Origin of the sequence: Gilvimarinus sp. 2_MG-2023, assembly GCF_030547685.1 — a bacterium.
GTDB lineage: Bacteria > Pseudomonadota > Gammaproteobacteria > Pseudomonadales > Cellvibrionaceae > Gilvimarinus.
On sequence record NZ_JAUOQM010000025.1, the window covers coordinates 15,343 to 31,644 of the forward strand.

Here is a 16,302-nt window from a genome sequence, read left to right on the forward strand (position 1 = left end):
TATCGATCGATTTACGACAGCGTGTTAAGTGGCACTTTTAAAAACACCTGGCCGCTGTCTTCCGCCGGTGGTAAGTGACCGGCCCGCATATTGACCTGCAAACTGGGCAAAATCAGTTTGGGCATACCCAAGGTTGCATCGCGCTCTTCACGCATGGCGACAAACTGGTGCTCACTAATACCCTCTTTAACATGGATATTGTACGCACGCTGCTCTCCCACTGTGGTCTCCCAAGCCACCGAGCGGCCGTTGGGCATATAGTCGTGACACATAAACAGCCGCGTATCATCGGGCAATGACAGGACCCGAGCAATGGAGCGATAGAGTGTTTTGGCATCGCCACCGGGGAAATCGGCTCGCGCTGTGCCGCCGTCGGGCATAAATAACGTATCTCCGACAAAGGCGGCATCACCAATCACATGGGTCATGCACGCAGGAGTATGGCCAGGCGTATGCATCGCGTAGGCAGTCATGCCGCCAATCGTGTAGGCATCGCCATCGGCAAACAGGCGATCGAACTGCGAGCCGTCGCGGGCGAATTCGGTGCCCTCGTTAAAGATCTTGCCAAAGGTTTCCTGCACCACCGTGATTTGATTACCGATGCCAAGCTTGCCTCCCAGCTCGCCCTGAATATAAGGGGCCGCCGATAGGTGATCGGCGTGAACATGCGTTTCGATAATCCACTCCAATGTCCAACCGTTATCGCGAATATAATCGATAATCTTATCCGCGCCATCGAAATTGGTCCGGCCCGAGGCGTAGTCGATATCCATCACCGAGTCCACCACTGCGCAGTAATCCGAATCCGGATCTTTAACGATATAAGAAAATGTATTGGTGGGCTCATCAAAAAAGGCGATCACCACCGGATGAACTTGCCTATTAGCCGCAAAGGGCAGGGTGACTTTTTCCATGTTTGCCTCCTGTTGATTCTGTTTAGTGTCGTTACTACAACTATATTGCAACCCTCAGGCCAAGATTCAGGCTCGCAAATGAAACAGCAACTCTTTGATTTTTATAGACTTTAACTATTCTCGCTTTTAGCTGCAGGAAAAACCCACCGCCTTCTGCCATAATTGACATAAATTCAGTCAGGTTTGACACAATGCAGATAATCGCTCGCGACACCACTCAGGATATAGCCCGTATGCTGGAGGGCTACGACTGCCCTGCTATTTTAATGAGCGGAGAGTATCGGGTACTGGCCGCCAATGATTTATACACCTCCACCTTCGGCGCGATAGACCCAGATCGTACACCACACTGCTATCAAGTATCCCACGGCTATGATCGCCCCTGCGACCAGGCGGGCGAATCCTGCCCGCTGACTGCCTGCAAGGAATCTGGGCGCAAGGAGCGAGTGCTGCACATTCACAATACTCCGCGCGGGCGCGAACATGTCGATGTCCAGATGATTCCCATCAAGGGTGATAACGGCCAGCTCAAATACTTTATCGAGCTGTTAAAGCCGATCTCCACCGCCAGCGTCGACACCACCACAAGCAAAATGGTGGGTACGAGCGCCGCCTTTAACAATGTAGTGGACTTAATTAACCGTGTCGGCCCCAGCGATGCGTCCGTATTGCTACTGGGTGAGTCCGGCACGGGCAAGGAGCTGGCGGCGCGCGCCGTACACGACGCCAGCAACCGGCACGACAAACCCTTTGTCACTGTTGAGTGCTCCGGGCTGACCGACACCTTGTTTGAAAGTGAATTATTTGGCCACCTTAAAGGCGCCTTTACCGGTGCCAGCTATCGCAAGCAGGGGCTTGTAGAGGCGGCCCAAGGTGGCACCTTGTTTTTGGATGAGGTGGGCGATATTCCGCTGCACCTACAAGTGAAATTGCTGCGTCTGATAGAGTCCGGCACCTATCGCCCCATTGGCAGCGTGCAACCCCAGGCGGCTAATTTTCGTCTGGTGTGTGCCACCCACAAAAATTTAAAAACACTGGTGGCCGAAGGCCAGTTTCGCCAAGACCTGTACTTTCGCATCAATGTCTTTCCGATTTGCCTGCCGGCGCTGCGCGACAGGCGCGAGGACATTCCGCTGATTGCCCGCGCCCTGTTGCACAAACTGCACCCCCAGCTAACCCTTAACGCCAAGGCGGAGGCATGGCTGCAGGATCATCCCTTTGCCGGCAATATTCGCGAATTGCGCAACGTACTGGAAAGGGCCAGCTTGCTGGAAACCGACCGCACCATCAGCATCGCAACGCTGGAGCGATCGGTCGCGGCCGACCGCGCCTGCGAGCGCCACCACCAGCAGTCTGATCCAACTGCGCAGCAAGGCTTTAAATCCCTGCAGGCGCGGCACTTAGAACAATTACTGCAAGAACACGGCGGCGACAAAAAAGCCGCCGCCCAAGCGGCGGGTATCAGCGTGCGCACACTCTACCGCAAACTTAAAGAGCGCTAGCGCGCAAGTCTCTGCACTAGCGCCACTGAGGCCATTCCCACCAGCATGGCCGCCACAAACGCGAAGGTCTGGACGTCCAGATACACCAGTGCCGAAAGCGCAGGCCCGGGGCAATAGCCATAAATGCCCCAGCCCACACCAAACAGAGCGGCCCCGGCCAACAGCTTGCCGTCAATCTGGCGATTACTCGGCAGCATAAAGCGGTCTTCACACACCGGGCTGCGACATTTGAGCACAAGGGGAAAACCCACCACAGTGGCGGCTACAGCGCCTCCCATCACAAACATTAAAGTCGGGTCCCAGGCGCCAAACAAATCCAAAAAGCCCAGCACTTTAGCCGTATCGGTCATACCAGAGATAGCCAGCCCGGCACCAAACAGCGAACCACACAACAACGCCAATACATTTTTCATAATCGCTCCTTACCAGACGTGGCGAATCAAATAGACCGCGACAATACCGGTGGCCATAAACACTGCGGTGGCGACAATAGAGCGCGGCGACAAGCGGCCAATGCCACAGACTCCGTGCCCACTGGTGCAGCCGCTGCCAAGCTTTACGCCCACACCGACCACCAGCCCACCCAAAATGGCCTGCCATAGCGGCAACTCACTCGGTGACGGGTAAGCGACGCCGGTCAAACGATGCCCCAGCCAGGCACCCATCAACAAACCGGCGACAAACAGCCAGCGCCAAAGCGTATCGCGCGCGCTGCTAAGCGCACCCCATAAAATACCGCTGACCCCGGCAATACGGCCCAACCAGTAAAGTAGGCCCACCGCCGAAGCGCCAATTAACAAACCGCCAAGCAAAGCGGGGATAAATTGCGTCATAATGTTTTCCTAGTAAATCGTGTAACACCCATCCCTAAGGGTAGAGCAACTTTAGGGCCAATGCGTCAACCCCCATAACGACAGGGCTGGCGGGGCGCTATACTGCCGATCTTGGCCAATAGCGACACAAGCGCGACAGACCGACTGACAAAACTGACAAACGAGATATCTATGACCGACCCGACTCCAGCCGCCGCAACTCCGACCTACACAGGCTTTGGCCTGCGCCTGCTCGCCTCTATCATTGACTCGCTAGTCATTACCCCTTTGCTTATCGCCCTTGCTATTGGCCTGTATCAACACTCGGGCAGCTGGCTCAATATGCTGATGGCGAGCGCCGAAAACCCCTGGCTCAACTATGGCGTACCGGCCGCGTTTACGCTGTTGTTTTGGCTGGTGAAATCCGCAACGCCGGGTAAAATGCTGTTGGGCGCGGTCATTGTCGATGCAGCAAGCCTGCAGCCACCCCAGCGCTGGCAACTGGCGGTGCGCTACCTGGGCTACTATGTATCCCTCATACCGCTGGGCCTCGGCTTTATCTGGATCGCTTTTGATTCAAAAAAGCAGGGCTGGCACGACAAGCTGGCGCGCACGTTGGTGATTCAAGCCGCCTCACAAACACCGTCCAGAGAAAACTGACGCTCGGGCGCAGTCAATGTACAATAGCCTCCCCACAAAGAAGCCCAACACAGGCGAGTTATGAGCGAAAAGAAAACCACCCACTTTGGGTTTGAAACCGTCGACATCGACCAAAAAGCCGAGCGAGTAGCCGGGGTTTTTCACTCGGTCGCGGGCAAATACGACCTGATGAACGACTTAATGTCGGGTGGCGTACACCGCCTGTGGAAACGCTTAACCATTGAAAAAGCCGCGGTACGCCCCGGCCACAAGGTGCTCGATATCGCCGGGGGCACGGGGGATTTGTCCTACCAGTTTGCCCGTCAGGTGGGTAAAGACGGGCTGGTCATTCTGGCCGATATTAACGATTCCATGCTCAAGGTGGGACGCGACAAACTGCTCGACAAAGGCGTGGCCGGCAACCTCGAAGTAACCCAGGCCGATGCGCAATTCTTGCCATTTGCCGACAACACCTTCGACCGCATTACCATCGCCTTTGGTTTGCGCAACGTTACCGATAAAGACTTGGCGCTAGCCTCCATGCTGCGCGTGCTCAAACCCGGTGGTAAATTATTGGTGCTGGAATTCTCCAAGCCCGGCAACCCGCTACTGCAAAAAGCCTACGACACCTACTCGTTTAAGCTTTTGCCCAACATGGGCAAATGGGTTACCGGCGATGCCGATAGCTACCGCTATCTGGCCGAGTCGATTCGCATGCATCCGGATCAAGCCACCTTACAAGGCATGATGGATAACGCCGGTTTTGCTCTGACCGAATATCACAATATGACCGGCGGTATCGTCGCGCTGCACACCGGGATTAAGCCCTGATGCTCGACCGCACCGCGATCGCCGCTCTGGCGGTAGCCTTTGAGGCCATCACGCACAAAGCGCTCGCCTACGACCCGGCCAGCCGACAGCGCTTAGCCGCTATGCAGGGCCAGTGTTTGGCCATTCACTGTACAGCGCCTGCGCTCACTCTTTTTATTCTGCCGGGCGAAACGCTCAAACTGGCCCAGTTTTACGACGGCCCGGTCAGCTGCGCACTGCACGGCAGCGCCAATGACTTATTAAAAGTCGCGGCCGCCAGCGATGCCCACAGCCTGTATGGCACCGGCGTTAGCCTAGAGGGTAGCCCACAGCTGCTGGCCGATTTACAGGCTATTTTCCAAACCTTAGACGTAGACTGGGAGATGTGGCTGGCCGACACTATTGGCACCCTGCCCGCGCACTTTATCGCCCAGCGCTTTCGCCAGGCCATGCAGTGGAGTCGCGATCGCGCCCAGAGCGCCGCCCATTTAGGCGCCGAATATGTACGCGAGGAAAGTGGCGCTGGGCTCAGCCGCACCGAGTTTGACCTGTTTGCCGATGATGTTAACCAAACCCGTTTGGCGCTCGATCGCTTGCAAGCGCGCGTAGACCAACTAAGTCTTGCTCACCCTAAGGAACAGCCCTGAGTCATGAGCCGCTTTTTTCGCCTGATAAAAATCATTGCCACCCTAGCGCGTTTCCGTCTGGATCTATTACTGCCACGTCAGAGCTTGCCCTGGTGGCTGCGTTTATTATTGCTACCGCTCAGTATCATCCCCCGTGGTGATTACAGCCGCGGCCAACGCCTGCGCCTGGCAATGGAAGCCCTGGGCCCCATTTTTATTAAATTTGGTCAACTGCTTTCCACCCGCCCCGACTTAGTCCCCGAAGACATCGTACGCGAACTAAGCGCACTGCAGGATCGGGTGCCGCCCTTTGCCAAAGAAGAGTTTTTAGCACTGGTAGAGAAGTCACTGGGCGATAACGTCCATACGATATTTCAACAGTTTGATCGCGAGCCACTGGCCTCGGCCTCAGTCGCGCAGGTCCATGCAGCCGTTTTACACGACAACCGCGAAGTAGTGGTCAAAGTGGTGCGCCCGGGTATCGAGCGGGTGATCGCGCAGGACACCAGCCTGCTCGGCCTATTGGCCGAACTTATAGAAAACCACAGCGCCGATGGCAAGCGCTTGCGCCCGGTCGAAATTGTCGATGACTACCGCACCACCATTTTTGACGAGCTGGATTTACAGCGCGAAGCGGCCAACGCCTCGCAGTTGCGGCGCAACTTTCTGCACTCGCCGCTGCTCTACATTCCCGAGGTCATGTGGGATTACACACGCAACAATGTCCTGGTGCTGGAGCGCATCTCCGGTATTCCGGTGACCAATTTAGATCAGTTGCGCGAACAAGACACCGACATGAAAAAACTGGCCGAACGCGGGGTAGAGATTTTTTTCACCCAGGTATTCGACCACAACTTTTTTCACGCCGACATGCACCCGGGCAATATTTTTGTCGCCCGTGAGCACCCCGCTCAACCCAAATACATCGCCGTGGATATGGCCATTGTCGGCTCACTCAACCGCGCCGACCAATACTACCTAGCGCGCAATATGCTGGCCATGTTCCGCCGCGACTACCGCCAAGTGGCAGAACTGCACATTCAAAGCGGCTGGGTACCCGAAGACACCCGCACCGAAGAGCTGGCCGCTGCCGTGCGCACGGTGTGCGAGCCCATTTTCGAACGCCCCTTAAAAGAGATTTCATTCGGCCACGTACTGCTCAACCTGTTTCGCACCGCGCGCCGCTTTAATATGGAAGTGCAGCCGCAGTTAGTGTTGTTGCAAAAAACCCTGCTCAACATCGAAGGCTTGGGGCGCCAGCTCTATCCCGACCTCAATTTGTGGGAAACCGCCCACCCCTTCCTGGAGCGCTGGCTCAAACAGCGTTTTCACCCCAAAACCCTTTGGGCCGACTTTAAGCGCTACGGGCCGGAGTGGATGGAAAAATTCCCCGAAGTACCGCACTTGGTGTTTAACGCCCTGCAACAAGTGCAGCACCTGGATGAATTGCGCCTGGAGCTTGCCGATCAGCGTGAATTGCAGGCTAGGCAGGCCCGTCGGGCCAGTGTCAGGCGCCGCCTCACACTGGCCAGTATCGCCGCGTTTAGCGGCGCAGCGCTCTGCTTGCTGCCATACTGGCCCCATATTACCGCCCAAGCCGACCCGGTAAATCTTACGCTCGTCCCCACGGCGAGCTGGCTACTGGCCACGACCGGAGTCCTACTCTTGGTTTTCAGACGCTAAAACGGCCGATATTTCCATCATTATCAGGTGTTCAATGCATCGACATCTGATAATGTTAGAAGTACCCCCAACTCATACAGTTTCTGCGGCAAGGAGAATAGCGCGCTATGCTGAAATCAGCCCCAACACTGGCCCTAAGGCACTTAACCTCATGGGGCGTTTTTGCAGCGCTCACCCTAACAGCCTGTGGCGGTGGCGACAGCGGCTCCCTTAACGATGTGATCGGCACTGTCAGTTCATCCAGCTCGGTCAGCAGCGCGGCAAGCTCAATCAGTAGTAGCAGCGCCAACACCGGTGACACATTCGTCTGGGAAGAAGGTGTTTTTCCCAATTTGGAAGACTATTGGTCACTGTGTGAAAACCCACGCCAAGGCATTGCGCCCTACAACGGCCAGGCCTACCCAGACATGGCCGGCAGCTATATCGATGAGAATGTCTTCCTGCGTTCGTTCAGTAACGAATACTATCTCTGGTACGATGAGATTGATGATCGCAACCCGATTCTGTTCGATACCCCAACGTATTTTGACTTGTTGGTGACGCAAGAGCGCACGCCATCGGGTGCCTTGAAAGATCAATTCCACTGGTCGGAAAATACCGATACCTACCGCGCCCGACAGGACTCCGGTATCGCCGTCGATTACGGTATGGAGTGGGTGATTCTGTCCAGTGTGCCGCCGCGCGAAGTCGTAGTGGTTTACACCGAACCCAGCTCTTCGGCCGGCCTGGCGGGGGTAAGCCGCGGCGCCAGCATTGTCAGTATTGACGGCATTGACTTAATTAACGATGACAGCGCCGAGGGCATCAACCTTCTCAATATGGCGCTAATTCCTACCGTGGCCAACCAAAGTCACACCTTTACTTTCCAGGAGTTGGGCAGCACTGAAACCCGTGATGTCGTGCTCACCGCCACAGAAGCGGCCATTGCTTCTGTCAACAAAACCAACATTATTAACACCGCTACCGGGGATGTGGGCTATATGCTGTTTAACAGTCATATTGCCACCGCCGAGACCGAACTCATAAACGCAATTGAAAGCTTTGCCAATACCGGCGTTAGCGACTTGGTTTTAGACTTGCGCTATAACGGTGGCGGATTTCTCGATATTGCCAGCGAATTGGGTTATATGGTGGGCGGCACCAATGTTGCTGATAAAGACTTCTACTTTTTGCGGTTCAATGACAAGCATCCGGAGACAGACCCCTTTAGTGGCGAGAGCCTGGCGCCTATTAAATTTCATTCAACCACGCAAAATTTCTCTGAACCTGAAGGACAACCTCTGCCAACACTGAACTTAAATCGTGTTTATGTGCTTACCGGTAGCGGCACTTGCTCGGCATCTGAGGCTGTAATCAACGGTTTGGCCGGGGCGGATGTAGAGGTTATACAAATCGGTAACGCCACTTGCGGCAAGCCTTACGGGGCCTATGTCATCGACAACTGCGGCAAGTCTTACTTTACTACTCAGTTTAGTGGTACTAACGCCAAAGGTTTTGGCGACTATGCCGCAGGCTTTTTCCCAGGCGCCGCCGATAGTGCCGACGCCTCTGAACTGCCCGGCTGTATGGTGAATGATGATTACACCCACGCACTGGGCGATAGCAATGAAGCCCGGTTAGCCGCGGCACTTTATTATCGCGATCATGGCAGCTGCCCGGCCGATACCGCCGCCAAAACATCGGTCTCTGCCAAAACACATCTAAACACACCCAACGACGGCATTATGTTCCACCCGCCGGGCATGGGTGATGCGATTTTACGCACTGAGCCTTGAAAATAGCGGCCACTAGCACGGCGCCCAAAGGGCTGTGCCTGATCGCCGTCTGGCTGCTCACAGGCTGCCAACACTTACCAGGTGGGCCACAACCGGCCCGGCTGGTATCGCCGGAGCAATCTGTTCAGCAAGCCTTGCAAGAGCGCGTATCCTCTGCCCTGGGCACGCCTGTGGTTTTGTCCCCCCGCGCGCTGACCGAAACGAGCCGGTTGATTGTTGAGGCCCCGCCAAGCCCACGAACCAGCGAGCAAAACAAAGCGTTCAAGCTGGGCCGGCCCGATCACTTTACGCTGTGGAAGAAAAAACAACAGTGCTGGTTAAGACATGAAAAAAGCGGGCGGGAATGGGTACTCGCTAATGCTCGCTGCGCACCCAAGTAGACTGGCGTAAGGCTGCCTCCGATTCAGTGAAAGCTAGCACTAAGACTTAAAGGTCGCGCTGCTTTTGCACCGCCAGAGCACTTTGCAAAATAAGGTCGGGCTTATAGCCGCGAATAACCTCACCGTCGATCACCATCAGTGGAATACCTTTGCCCTCTAGCGCATTAAATTCACGCGAACCTCGCGCCGAATTTTCCACATCATACTCAGTGAATTGAATATTGTTATCGCGCAACAGCTTTCGAGTTTTCTTGCAGTAACCACACCATGAGGTTGCGTATAGCACCACCTCATTAGGGTATTGATTTACCTGCTCGGGAGCAGCATTAGCTGACGGGTCTCCACCCAGAAATTTAACACCTAACAGCACCGCAAGCGCCACTGCAAACCACAATCCACCTTTCATACATCACACTCCTAAACTTTACGTGCGCCGCGTTTAACCGCCACCTAACTTGCGGGTGACCTCTTTAATAAGATCGACCAAATCCCGCAATGGGTCGAACGCTTCGGTGGGCGATAATTCATCACTGGAAAATTGTTGCACAAATTGTGGACCGCACAGCCTGATAATCGCCAACATAATTATAAAAGTGGCGAGTATAATACGTACGGACATCAATCATCCTTAACAAATGCGTGTTTAAAACCGTTTAACAGTAATCCCTTTTTGGGCCAGTAGCGCCGGCAAACCGTCCGGGCCGGCCAAATGCAGAGCCCCAACCATCACTAACTCGGTTTCCGGGGTTGTTAAATACCCCTCAATGTCGGCCACCCAGCTTTGGTTACGCTCGGTCAGAAGCGTATCGTAGAGTGCGCGAGAATAATCAATCATCGGCTCTGCCCCCAATCGATACAGCATCTCGGCGTCACCCGTTTTAAAGGCGCTGACCATCTGCCCCATCAGCTCGGGCAGGGTTGTGATATCGGCTAAGGAATAACGCATAAAATCATTGGCATCGAGCTCGGCCATGGCCAACATAAAGCCCAGCTGCTGCTCGGGCGTCTCTAACGCGGCCAACACTTTGCCCGCCTCGCTCGCTTTGTTTGCGTATTTTGCATCAACACCTTCGGCAAACCCTAGTGTCTGCAATTCCATAACATAGAGCGTTAATGCCACAAAAGCTGGTTGATAGTTAGCGAGCGCCTGCAGCGGTAGACCGCGTTTTTCGGCGGCAGCCTGCACCTGAGCGTAGACCTCTTCATTGAGCACAGTAGACAGTGACTGTCCGGCGGGCAGGCGCATTTTTTGCGACATTAGCATGGCAAACTCAGGCGATTGAGTGGCCTGCATATCTGTTTCCAGCACAATCGTATCGGCCTTGGCAAAGACTTGCTCATACTCTTCGGGTAAAGGGTAATCACTGGGTTTGAGCATATGAATGGTGCCGGCTAAATACACCGTTTTATCACCCAAGCTTGCCTGCCAAACTAGGGCGTCGGCCAAACTCAGTGGCGCCACGGCAAGAGCAGCCAGCATCAATGTGTTCGACACGATTTTTTTCAAGGTTTTCATCGTAGATCCCTTACTCATAGTTCGTATTATTTGCAAAACTCTCAGGCTTTTATTATGAATATTAACCTTGCAGCAAAAAAGTGACCGGCCCGTCATTGACTAAGGATACCTGCATGTCGGCGGCAAATTCGCCCGTGGCTACGATAGGGTGAACGGCGCGCAACTGCGCGACAAAATACTGATATAGCTCAAGGGCTAGATCGGGACTGGCAGCGCTGGAAAAGCCGGGCCGCAAACCTTTGCGAGTATCGGCGGCCAAGGTGAATTGCGAAACCGCTAGCACGCCGCCGCAGACCTGCCCGACGTTCAAGTTCATCTTGCCCTCGGCATCGGAGAAAACCCGATAGGCCAGCATTTTTTTCAGCAGCTTATCAGCGTTAATTTCACTGTCTTCACGCTCCACCCCCAGCAGCAGCAATAAGCCCTGATCGATAGAACCAATACACTTGCCATCGACCTCAACAGCCGCACGCTGTACGCGTTGAATCAGACCTTTCATTACGCCATCTGGTCGGTATCATTGCGCAGCTTGCGCGCCATGGCATCGGTGGCGCGAATGAGAGCATCGACAATGCCCGCCTCACGTGAGGCGTGACCGGCGTCGCGAATAATTTGTAACTCGGCCTCGGGCCAGGCTTTCTGCAAGGCAAAAGCATTATCCAGCGGGCAAACCATATCGTAGCGGCCGTGCACAATCATGCCGGGAATACCCGATAACTTATCGGCGTTAGCCAGAATCTGGTTGTCTTGTAAAAATGCTTTATGGGTAAAGTAATGGGCTTCGATTTTCGCCAGAGCCAAAGCTTTAAAAGGGTTGGAAAAAGCATCCACCACGTCTTGGTTGGGACGCAAGGTAGCGCAACGGCCCTCCCACAGTGACCAAGCCTTAGCCGCCGACATCATTTGCAACTCGTTATCGCTGGTCAAACGCTGGTAATAGGCGCTCATTAAATCGCCGCGCTCGCCTTCGGGAATGGGGGCCAGGAAATCTTGCCAGTAATCGGGAAAAATCGAACTGGCACCATGCTGATAAAACCAGTGCAGATCCTGATCGCGACACAAAAATATGCCCCGCAAAATTAAGCCAAGCACATGCTCGGGATAGGCTTCGGCATACACAAGACTTAACGTTGACCCCCAAGAACCACCGAACACGACCCACTTATCCACCCCCAGCTGAAGACGAATTTTTTCAATATCCGCAACCAGCGCTTGGGTATTGTTGCCGCCCAGCTCGGCGTGCGGCGTTGATCGGCCGCAACCGCGCTGATCAAACAAGATGATGCGATAGAGTTCGGGGTCAAAAAAGCGCCTGTCATACTTGCCGCAACCCGCCCCCGGGCCACCGTGAACAAATAACACCGGAATTCCATCGGGATTACCGGATTCATCCACATAGAGTTCATGGGGTGCATCAACCGCAATTTGGTGACGCGCATAGGGTTTGATTTCAGGATAAAACATCAACATGTGGGCTTAACCTAACCTCTACTTTTGAAGATCCCAAGTTAGCATACATGCCCAAGCGGTACGACCGTTTTGTAGCGGTTTTTACGACCTTTAGCGGCACCGGCAGCATGGCCCGAGACAGGCTAAGCTCATTGCCAAATCTCCTTAGCAAGCCCAGTGGGCCAAACAAGCACCGGGCAGGCAGGCACAGCAACAAAACGGCCAGCGCTGCGTTGCTCGCTTAGGCTGCTCTTGCTACTCTTGCCATACCATCCTTATTTACAGGAGTATCCCATGGGTTTTCGCACTCTCTGCGCCGCAGCCTTCGCGGCCTCGCTGGCTTTTTCACCCGCTATTGTCGCCAAGACCATTGAAAGTGACCGGGAGGATTTTAAACTCGAAATCCTCACCGACGATCTAACCAATCCGTGGGGGCTGGCATTCTTACCCGACGGCTCCATGCTGGTGACCGAAAGAGTTGGCAATATTCGCCGCGTGAACACGGACGGCACACTGAGCGAGCCTCTGACAGGCCTGCCGGAAATCGTCGTTAAGGGGCAGGGTGGCTTGCTCGACATCGCCACCGACCCCAACTACAACGACACCGGTTATATCTATTTTAGTTATGCCGAACCCGGCCCCAATGGCACCAGCAGTACCGCTCTCGCCCGCGCCCAACTCCAAGACAACGCCCTGCAGAACCTTGAAGTGATTTTCAGCCAAAAGCCCAAATTTAAAAGTAACTCCCACTTTGGCTCGCGCATTGTGTTCAAAGGCGATGGCACCGTGTTTTTAACCTTGGGCGATCGCTATTCACGCATGGATGACGCCCAAACGCTGGATAACCACCACGGCAAGGTAATCCGTATTAACACCGACGGCAGCGTACCGGCCGACAACCCCTTTGTGGACACCGAAGAGGCCCTGCCCGAGATTTGGTCTTACGGCCACCGCAATATGCAAGGCGCGGCCTTGCACCCGGATACCGGTGAGCTTTGGAGCGGTGAACACGGCGCCCAAGGCGGTGACGAGGTCAATATCGATCGCGCAGGCCTCAACTACGGCTGGCCGGTGGTTACCTACGGTGAAAACTACGGTGGCGGCAAAATCGGTGAAGGTTTTAAGAAAGAGGGAATGGAAACACCGGTATATTACTGGTTACCGTCTCTGGCCACCGCGGGTATGACCTTCTACACCGGGGATAAATTCCCCGCTTGGCAGGGCGATCTATTTGTCGCCAGCTTGCGCGCCGAGACATTGTCGCGGCTCGATGTGGAAAATGAACGCGTTATCTACGAAGAGCGTATGCTGGCCGATGATTTGGAAGAGCGCATTCGACACGTCACTCAGGGCCCCGACGGCTACCTCTATCTGCTGACCGACCAGCGCGGTGGGAAAATTATACGCATTGCCCCGGCAGATTAACGATCACTCACCGCCTCGTTTTGGACGAGGCGGTATAGCCGGAACCCAGTCGCAGCGTTGGCTGCGCCGCCACGCCCAATGATTGTAAGCCCGCCTTGCCAGCGGCCGTATAACCGGCCAGCGCAAGGGCGCCCACAAGAAGCCCAATGCCGTGTATTGCCAGGCGCCGACATTGGCCTCCAGCCCCGTTAACCAAGTTCCATCTGGTTGCTTTAGGTGCAGCCACTGCAGCATCGCCGTGCGCTCCGTTTCTGACACAAGCGCACGGTGAACATCGACAAACTCGAGCCTGTCGCCCGCCAGTGCCTTTAACCAGCGAACTTCGCGCCGACACAGAGGGCACTTACCGTCAAAATACAATTGTGGCTTCATAAAACCCAACATCCCCCGGACTGATCGTTTTATGCATTACGACGTACCACTACAGGGCGATCACCACAGCCCCGAACTTGTTACACTAGGGCCTGCTCACACGAATGAATACAACCTGTCGCGATTAAAAATTCGCCAACCAAGGCGCCAGGTGAGAGATTTGGTTACCCCAAATGAAAAACGAGTAACGCACAGCGGTGGATTTTTAGCCCCCCGAAAGGCTGGAATCAGTTTTGCCACCAGCGTTGTTGCCACTCGTTTAATTGGAATAACCAAACAGCACTAACCGCGCCTAGTTGAAAGCAAAACTGGCTTCCAGCAGGTGGATTCCATTAATGTGAACAGGTTCTGGCGACAATTACACACGGAAACAGTCCCTCTATGGCCAAGTACTCTGCCCTCACCGACAACGCTCATGATACGGTTAAACAATCTCCCAAAGTCGGTGTGCTGCTCACCAACCTGGGCACCCCCGATGCGCCCGACGCGCCCGCACTGCGGCGCTATTTAGCGGAGTTTTTATCGGACCCGCGCATTGTGGAGATCCCCCAAACTCTGTGGAAGATTATTCTGCACGGCATTATTTTGCGTGTGCGGCCGAAAAAATCGGCTGCGCTCTATGCCAGCATTTGGACAGACGAAGGCTCGCCACTGCTCGCCATCGCGCAAAAACAACAGCGCAAAATTGCCGAATCTCTGGCCGGTAGAGCCCAGGTCGCCCTCGGCATGCGCTACGGCAATCCATCAATCGCCTCGGCCCTGCAGCAGCTGCAACAAAACGGCGTACGCAAAATTATTGTCTTACCGCTCTACCCGCAGTACGCCGCCGCGACCGTAGGCTCCACCTTCGATGCACTGGCGCGCGAACTTACCCGCTGGCGCTGGGTGCCAGAGTTGAGTTTTATTAGCGGCTATGCCGAAAACGACACCTACCTAGAGGCACTGGCCGCCACTTTGCGCGAACATCAAGCGCAGCACGGCACACCGCAAAAGTGGGTATTCTCCTATCACGGCACCCCCAAGTTCAGCTTAGAAAAAGGCGATCCCTACTACTGTTTTTGCGTAAAAACCACGCGTCAGGCCGCTGCTCGCGCCGGGCTCAACCCGGATGACTGCCTCACTACCTTTCAATCGCGCTTCGGCAAAGCCGAATGGCTTAAGCCCTACACGGACCAAACCTTGACTGAGCTGCCACAAAAGGGCGTAAAAAATATTGCCATTCTCAGCCCGGCGTTCAGCGCCGACTGCCTGGAAACGCTCGAAGAGCTAGAAGAGGAAAACCGCGAAACATTTATTGAGGCGGGCGGCGAGCAGTACCACTATATTGCGGCACTGAATGATCGCGACGACCATATTCGCGCACTGGTGGAGGTGATTGAACAGCGCTTGTAACTACCAAACGCCATGCAGCATTTTGGCCGCCAGCGCGACCATCACCAACGCAAAAATCTGCTTGAGCCGCCGCACCGGTAAACGGTGCGCCAAGCGAGCCCCCAGCGGCGCGGTCATAAAACTCATACTGGCCATAGCCAACACTGCGGGCCACACCACGTAGCCAACCGTCGGCAACGCCGAGGCCGCCTGCCAGCCGTTGACCATATAACCCAGGGCCCCGGCCGTCGCAATGGGAATACCGAGAGCGGCCGATGTGCCTATGGCCCGCTGCGGCGTTTGGTTACACCACACCAAAAAAGGCACCGACAGCGAGCCACCACCAATCGCCACCAGCGACGAAACTCCGCCAATCCCCGCCCCTGCGGCTGCTAACCCGGGCGCGTGCGGTAAGGCTCGATCGGGCCTGGGGGGGCGGCCCCAAATCATGTAACCGGCAATACCGGTCATAAACAGAGCAAAAAATACCGCCAGCGGTTTGGCGGGAATATAAGTGGCGACAAAAGTAGTCAGAAACGCGCCGAACAACACGCCGGGGGCCATCCATAAGACTGCCCGCCAGTAGACCGAGCCGCGCCGGTGGTGTGCCAGGGCCGAAGAAATAGCCGTGGGCACAATCGCCGCCATTGAAGTACCCAGTGCAAAGTGCACCATATGCTCCGGCGCAACCCCTTGCCAGGAAAACAACATCACCAGCACCGGCACCATAATTCCGCCCCCGCCAATGCCCAATAACCCGGCCATATAGCCGGTAGCGGCACCCAGCAGCAGGTAACTTAACAGCCAAACGATCACTTTTTTCCCGGCCCCTCGCGATCCATACGGGCTAACTCTTTTTTGTACTTTTCGAGGTCTTCCCAGTCGTAGGGACTGCCCACATTCAATCCCTCTTCCAAGTGGGCCGCCCGCTCGCGGGCCTGATGCTGCAGTGAGTGTTCTTCGTCTTCTTTTTGCGATTGCTGTTGTTCGTACTTTTTCAAAAATTCAGATGCTTTCATATCAAACCT

Annotated in this window: 20 protein-coding genes; 9 read left to right on the forward strand and 11 right to left on the reverse strand. The window is 55.0% G+C overall.

Annotation, left to right across the window (positions count from 1 at the left end; all coding sequences use genetic code 11):
• Positions 1-11: 11 nt before the first annotated feature.
• Positions 12-914 carry an MBL fold metallo-hydrolase gene (locus tag Q4526_RS05835; protein ID WP_215975984.1) on the reverse strand — a complete coding sequence of 301 codons (903 nt, stop codon included), beginning with the start codon at positions 912-914 and terminating at the stop codon, positions 12-14.
• 191 nt (positions 915-1,105) lie between these two features.
• On the opposite strand from Q4526_RS05835, the gene Q4526_RS05840 reads away from it, so the two are divergent.
• Positions 1,106-2,416 (forward strand): sigma-54-dependent Fis family transcriptional regulator, encoded by a 1,311-nt coding sequence (locus tag Q4526_RS05840; protein WP_215975985.1) that lies wholly within the window; start codon positions 1,106-1,108, stop codon positions 2,414-2,416.
• Here Q4526_RS05840 and Q4526_RS05845 read toward each other — a convergent pair.
• Both Q4526_RS05845 and Q4526_RS05850 read right to left on the reverse strand, forming a co-directional pair.
• The gene (locus tag Q4526_RS05845; RefSeq protein WP_215975986.1) at positions 2,413-2,829 is read right to left on the reverse strand and encodes a DUF6691 family protein; all 417 of its coding nucleotides are present in this window, start codon (positions 2,827-2,829) and stop codon (positions 2,413-2,415) included. The genes Q4526_RS05840 and Q4526_RS05845 overlap by 4 nt on opposite strands.
• Positions 2,830-2,838: 9 nt before the next feature.
• Positions 2,839-3,249, reverse strand: a complete 411-nt coding sequence (locus tag Q4526_RS05850) for a YeeE/YedE family protein (protein WP_215975987.1) — start codon at positions 3,247-3,249, stop codon at positions 2,839-2,841.
• 171 nt (positions 3,250-3,420) lie between these two features.
• On the opposite strand from Q4526_RS05850, the gene Q4526_RS05855 reads away from it, so the two are divergent.
• The 6 genes from Q4526_RS05855 (at position 3,421) to Q4526_RS05880 (ending at position 9,141) form a co-directional block, all read left to right on the forward strand.
• Positions 3,421-3,888 carry an RDD family protein gene (locus Q4526_RS05855; protein ID WP_215975988.1) on the forward strand — a complete coding sequence of 156 codons (468 nt, stop codon included), beginning with the start codon at positions 3,421-3,423 and terminating at the stop codon, positions 3,886-3,888.
• 60 nt (positions 3,889-3,948) lie between these two features.
• Complete coding sequence (ubiE, locus tag Q4526_RS05860) at positions 3,949-4,698, forward strand: bifunctional demethylmenaquinone methyltransferase/2-methoxy-6-polyprenyl-1,4-benzoquinol methylase UbiE (protein WP_215975989.1); 750 nt, start codon at positions 3,949-3,951, stop codon at positions 4,696-4,698.
• Positions 4,698-5,324, forward strand: coding sequence for an SCP2 domain-containing protein (locus tag Q4526_RS05865; protein ID WP_215975990.1), 627 nt, complete (start codon positions 4,698-4,700; stop codon positions 5,322-5,324). Before ubiE ends, Q4526_RS05865 begins: the two co-directional genes overlap by 1 nt.
• A 3-nt stretch (positions 5,325-5,327) precedes the next feature.
• Positions 5,328-6,986, forward strand: coding sequence for a ubiquinone biosynthesis regulatory protein kinase UbiB (ubiB, locus tag Q4526_RS05870; RefSeq protein ID WP_215975991.1), 1,659 nt, complete (start codon positions 5,328-5,330; stop codon positions 6,984-6,986).
• A gap of 107 nt (positions 6,987-7,093) precedes the next feature.
• Positions 7,094-8,761 carry a S41 family peptidase gene (locus Q4526_RS05875; protein ID WP_215975992.1) on the forward strand — a complete coding sequence of 556 codons (1,668 nt, stop codon included), beginning with the start codon at positions 7,094-7,096 and terminating at the stop codon, positions 8,759-8,761.
• Complete coding sequence (locus tag Q4526_RS05880; RefSeq protein ID WP_215975993.1) at positions 8,758-9,141, forward strand: hypothetical protein; 384 nt, start codon at positions 8,758-8,760, stop codon at positions 9,139-9,141. Before Q4526_RS05875 ends, Q4526_RS05880 begins: the two co-directional genes overlap by 4 nt.
• A 46-nt stretch (positions 9,142-9,187) precedes the next feature.
• Here the strand turns inward: Q4526_RS05880 and Q4526_RS05885 are convergent, their stop codons facing one another.
• The 5 genes from Q4526_RS05885 to pip form a co-directional block, all read right to left on the reverse strand.
• Complete coding sequence (locus Q4526_RS05885; protein ID WP_215975994.1) at positions 9,188-9,547, reverse strand: glutaredoxin family protein; 360 nt, start codon at positions 9,545-9,547, stop codon at positions 9,188-9,190.
• Between the two features lie 33 nt (positions 9,548-9,580).
• Entirely contained in the window at positions 9,581-9,760 is a 180-nt protein-coding gene (locus Q4526_RS05890) for a hypothetical protein (protein ID WP_215975995.1), read from the reverse strand.
• A 24-nt stretch (positions 9,761-9,784) separates the two neighbouring features.
• A complete protein-coding gene (locus Q4526_RS05895; RefSeq protein ID WP_215975996.1) occupies positions 9,785-10,657 on the reverse strand; it encodes a TraB/GumN family protein in 873 nt (290 codons plus the stop codon).
• A gap of 61 nt (positions 10,658-10,718) precedes the next feature.
• On the reverse strand, positions 10,719-11,156 hold the full coding sequence (gene dtd, locus Q4526_RS05900) for a D-aminoacyl-tRNA deacylase (protein WP_215975997.1): 438 nt from the start codon (positions 11,154-11,156) through the stop codon (positions 10,719-10,721).
• Complete coding sequence (pip, locus tag Q4526_RS05905; RefSeq protein ID WP_215975998.1) at positions 11,156-12,127, reverse strand: prolyl aminopeptidase; 972 nt, start codon at positions 12,125-12,127, stop codon at positions 11,156-11,158. The genes dtd and pip overlap by 1 nt, the downstream gene beginning before the upstream one ends.
• Before the next feature lie 273 nt (positions 12,128-12,400).
• On the opposite strand from pip, the gene Q4526_RS05910 reads away from it, so the two are divergent.
• A complete protein-coding gene (locus tag Q4526_RS05910) occupies positions 12,401-13,531 on the forward strand; it encodes a PQQ-dependent sugar dehydrogenase (RefSeq protein ID WP_215975999.1) in 1,131 nt (376 codons plus the stop codon).
• A 3-nt stretch (positions 13,532-13,534) separates the two neighbouring features.
• On the opposite strand, the gene Q4526_RS05915 is transcribed toward Q4526_RS05910, so the two are convergent.
• Positions 13,535-13,903 (reverse strand): thiol-disulfide oxidoreductase DCC family protein, encoded by a 369-nt coding sequence (locus tag Q4526_RS05915; protein ID WP_215976000.1) that lies wholly within the window; start codon positions 13,901-13,903, stop codon positions 13,535-13,537.
• 381 nt (positions 13,904-14,284) lie between these two features.
• On the opposite strand from Q4526_RS05915, the gene hemH reads away from it, so the two are divergent.
• A complete protein-coding gene (gene hemH, locus Q4526_RS05920; RefSeq protein ID WP_215976001.1) occupies positions 14,285-15,295 on the forward strand; it encodes a ferrochelatase in 1,011 nt (336 codons plus the stop codon).
• On the opposite strand, the gene Q4526_RS05925 is transcribed toward hemH, so the two are convergent.
• Positions 15,296-16,090 (reverse strand): sulfite exporter TauE/SafE family protein, encoded by a 795-nt coding sequence (locus Q4526_RS05925; protein WP_303609552.1) that lies wholly within the window; start codon positions 16,088-16,090, stop codon positions 15,296-15,298.
• A complete protein-coding gene (locus Q4526_RS05930) occupies positions 16,087-16,293 on the reverse strand; it encodes a peptidase S14 (protein WP_215976002.1) in 207 nt (68 codons plus the stop codon). Before Q4526_RS05930 ends, Q4526_RS05925 begins: the two co-directional genes overlap by 4 nt.
• Positions 16,294-16,302: the final 9 nt, after the last annotated feature.

Bases quoted from the DNA above. Each gene is read 5' to 3' on its own strand.
- dtd (WP_215975997.1), bottom strand. From the start codon at position 11,156: ATGAAAGGTCTGATTCAACGCGTACAGCGTGCGGCTGTTGAGGTCGAT.
- Q4526_RS05895 (WP_215975996.1), bottom strand. From the start codon at position 10,657: ATGAAAACCTTGAAAAAAATCGTGTCGAACACATTGATGCTGGCTGCT.
- Q4526_RS05930 (WP_215976002.1), bottom strand. From the start codon at position 16,293: ATGAAAGCATCTGAATTTTTGAAAAAGTACGAACAACAGCAATCGCAA.
- hemH (WP_215976001.1), top strand. From the start codon at position 14,285: ATGGCCAAGTACTCTGCCCTCACCGACAACGCTCATGATACGGTTAAA.
- ubiE (WP_215975989.1), top strand. From the start codon at position 3,949: ATGAGCGAAAAGAAAACCACCCACTTTGGGTTTGAAACCGTCGACATC.
- Q4526_RS05840 (WP_215975985.1), top strand. From the start codon at position 1,106: ATGCAGATAATCGCTCGCGACACCACTCAGGATATAGCCCGTATGCTG.
- Q4526_RS05915 (WP_215976000.1), bottom strand. From the start codon at position 13,903: ATGAAGCCACAATTGTATTTTGACGGTAAGTGCCCTCTGTGTCGGCGC.
- Q4526_RS05865 (WP_215975990.1), top strand. From the start codon at position 4,698: ATGCTCGACCGCACCGCGATCGCCGCTCTGGCGGTAGCCTTTGAGGCC.
- Q4526_RS05850 (WP_215975987.1), bottom strand. From the start codon at position 3,249: ATGACGCAATTTATCCCCGCTTTGCTTGGCGGTTTGTTAATTGGCGCT.
- Q4526_RS05835 (WP_215975984.1), bottom strand. From the start codon at position 914: ATGGAAAAAGTCACCCTGCCCTTTGCGGCTAATAGGCAAGTTCATCCG.
- Q4526_RS05890 (WP_215975995.1), bottom strand. From the start codon at position 9,760: ATGTCCGTACGTATTATACTCGCCACTTTTATAATTATGTTGGCGATT.
- Q4526_RS05875 (WP_215975992.1), top strand. From the start codon at position 7,094: ATGCTGAAATCAGCCCCAACACTGGCCCTAAGGCACTTAACCTCATGG.
- Q4526_RS05910 (WP_215975999.1), top strand. From the start codon at position 12,401: ATGGGTTTTCGCACTCTCTGCGCCGCAGCCTTCGCGGCCTCGCTGGCT.
- Q4526_RS05855 (WP_215975988.1), top strand. From the start codon at position 3,421: ATGACCGACCCGACTCCAGCCGCCGCAACTCCGACCTACACAGGCTTT.
- ubiB (WP_215975991.1), top strand. From the start codon at position 5,328: ATGAGCCGCTTTTTTCGCCTGATAAAAATCATTGCCACCCTAGCGCGT.
- pip (WP_215975998.1), bottom strand. From the start codon at position 12,127: ATGTTGATGTTTTATCCTGAAATCAAACCCTATGCGCGTCACCAAATT.
- Q4526_RS05885 (WP_215975994.1), bottom strand. From the start codon at position 9,547: ATGAAAGGTGGATTGTGGTTTGCAGTGGCGCTTGCGGTGCTGTTAGGT.
- Q4526_RS05845 (WP_215975986.1), bottom strand. From the start codon at position 2,829: ATGAAAAATGTATTGGCGTTGTTGTGTGGTTCGCTGTTTGGTGCCGGG.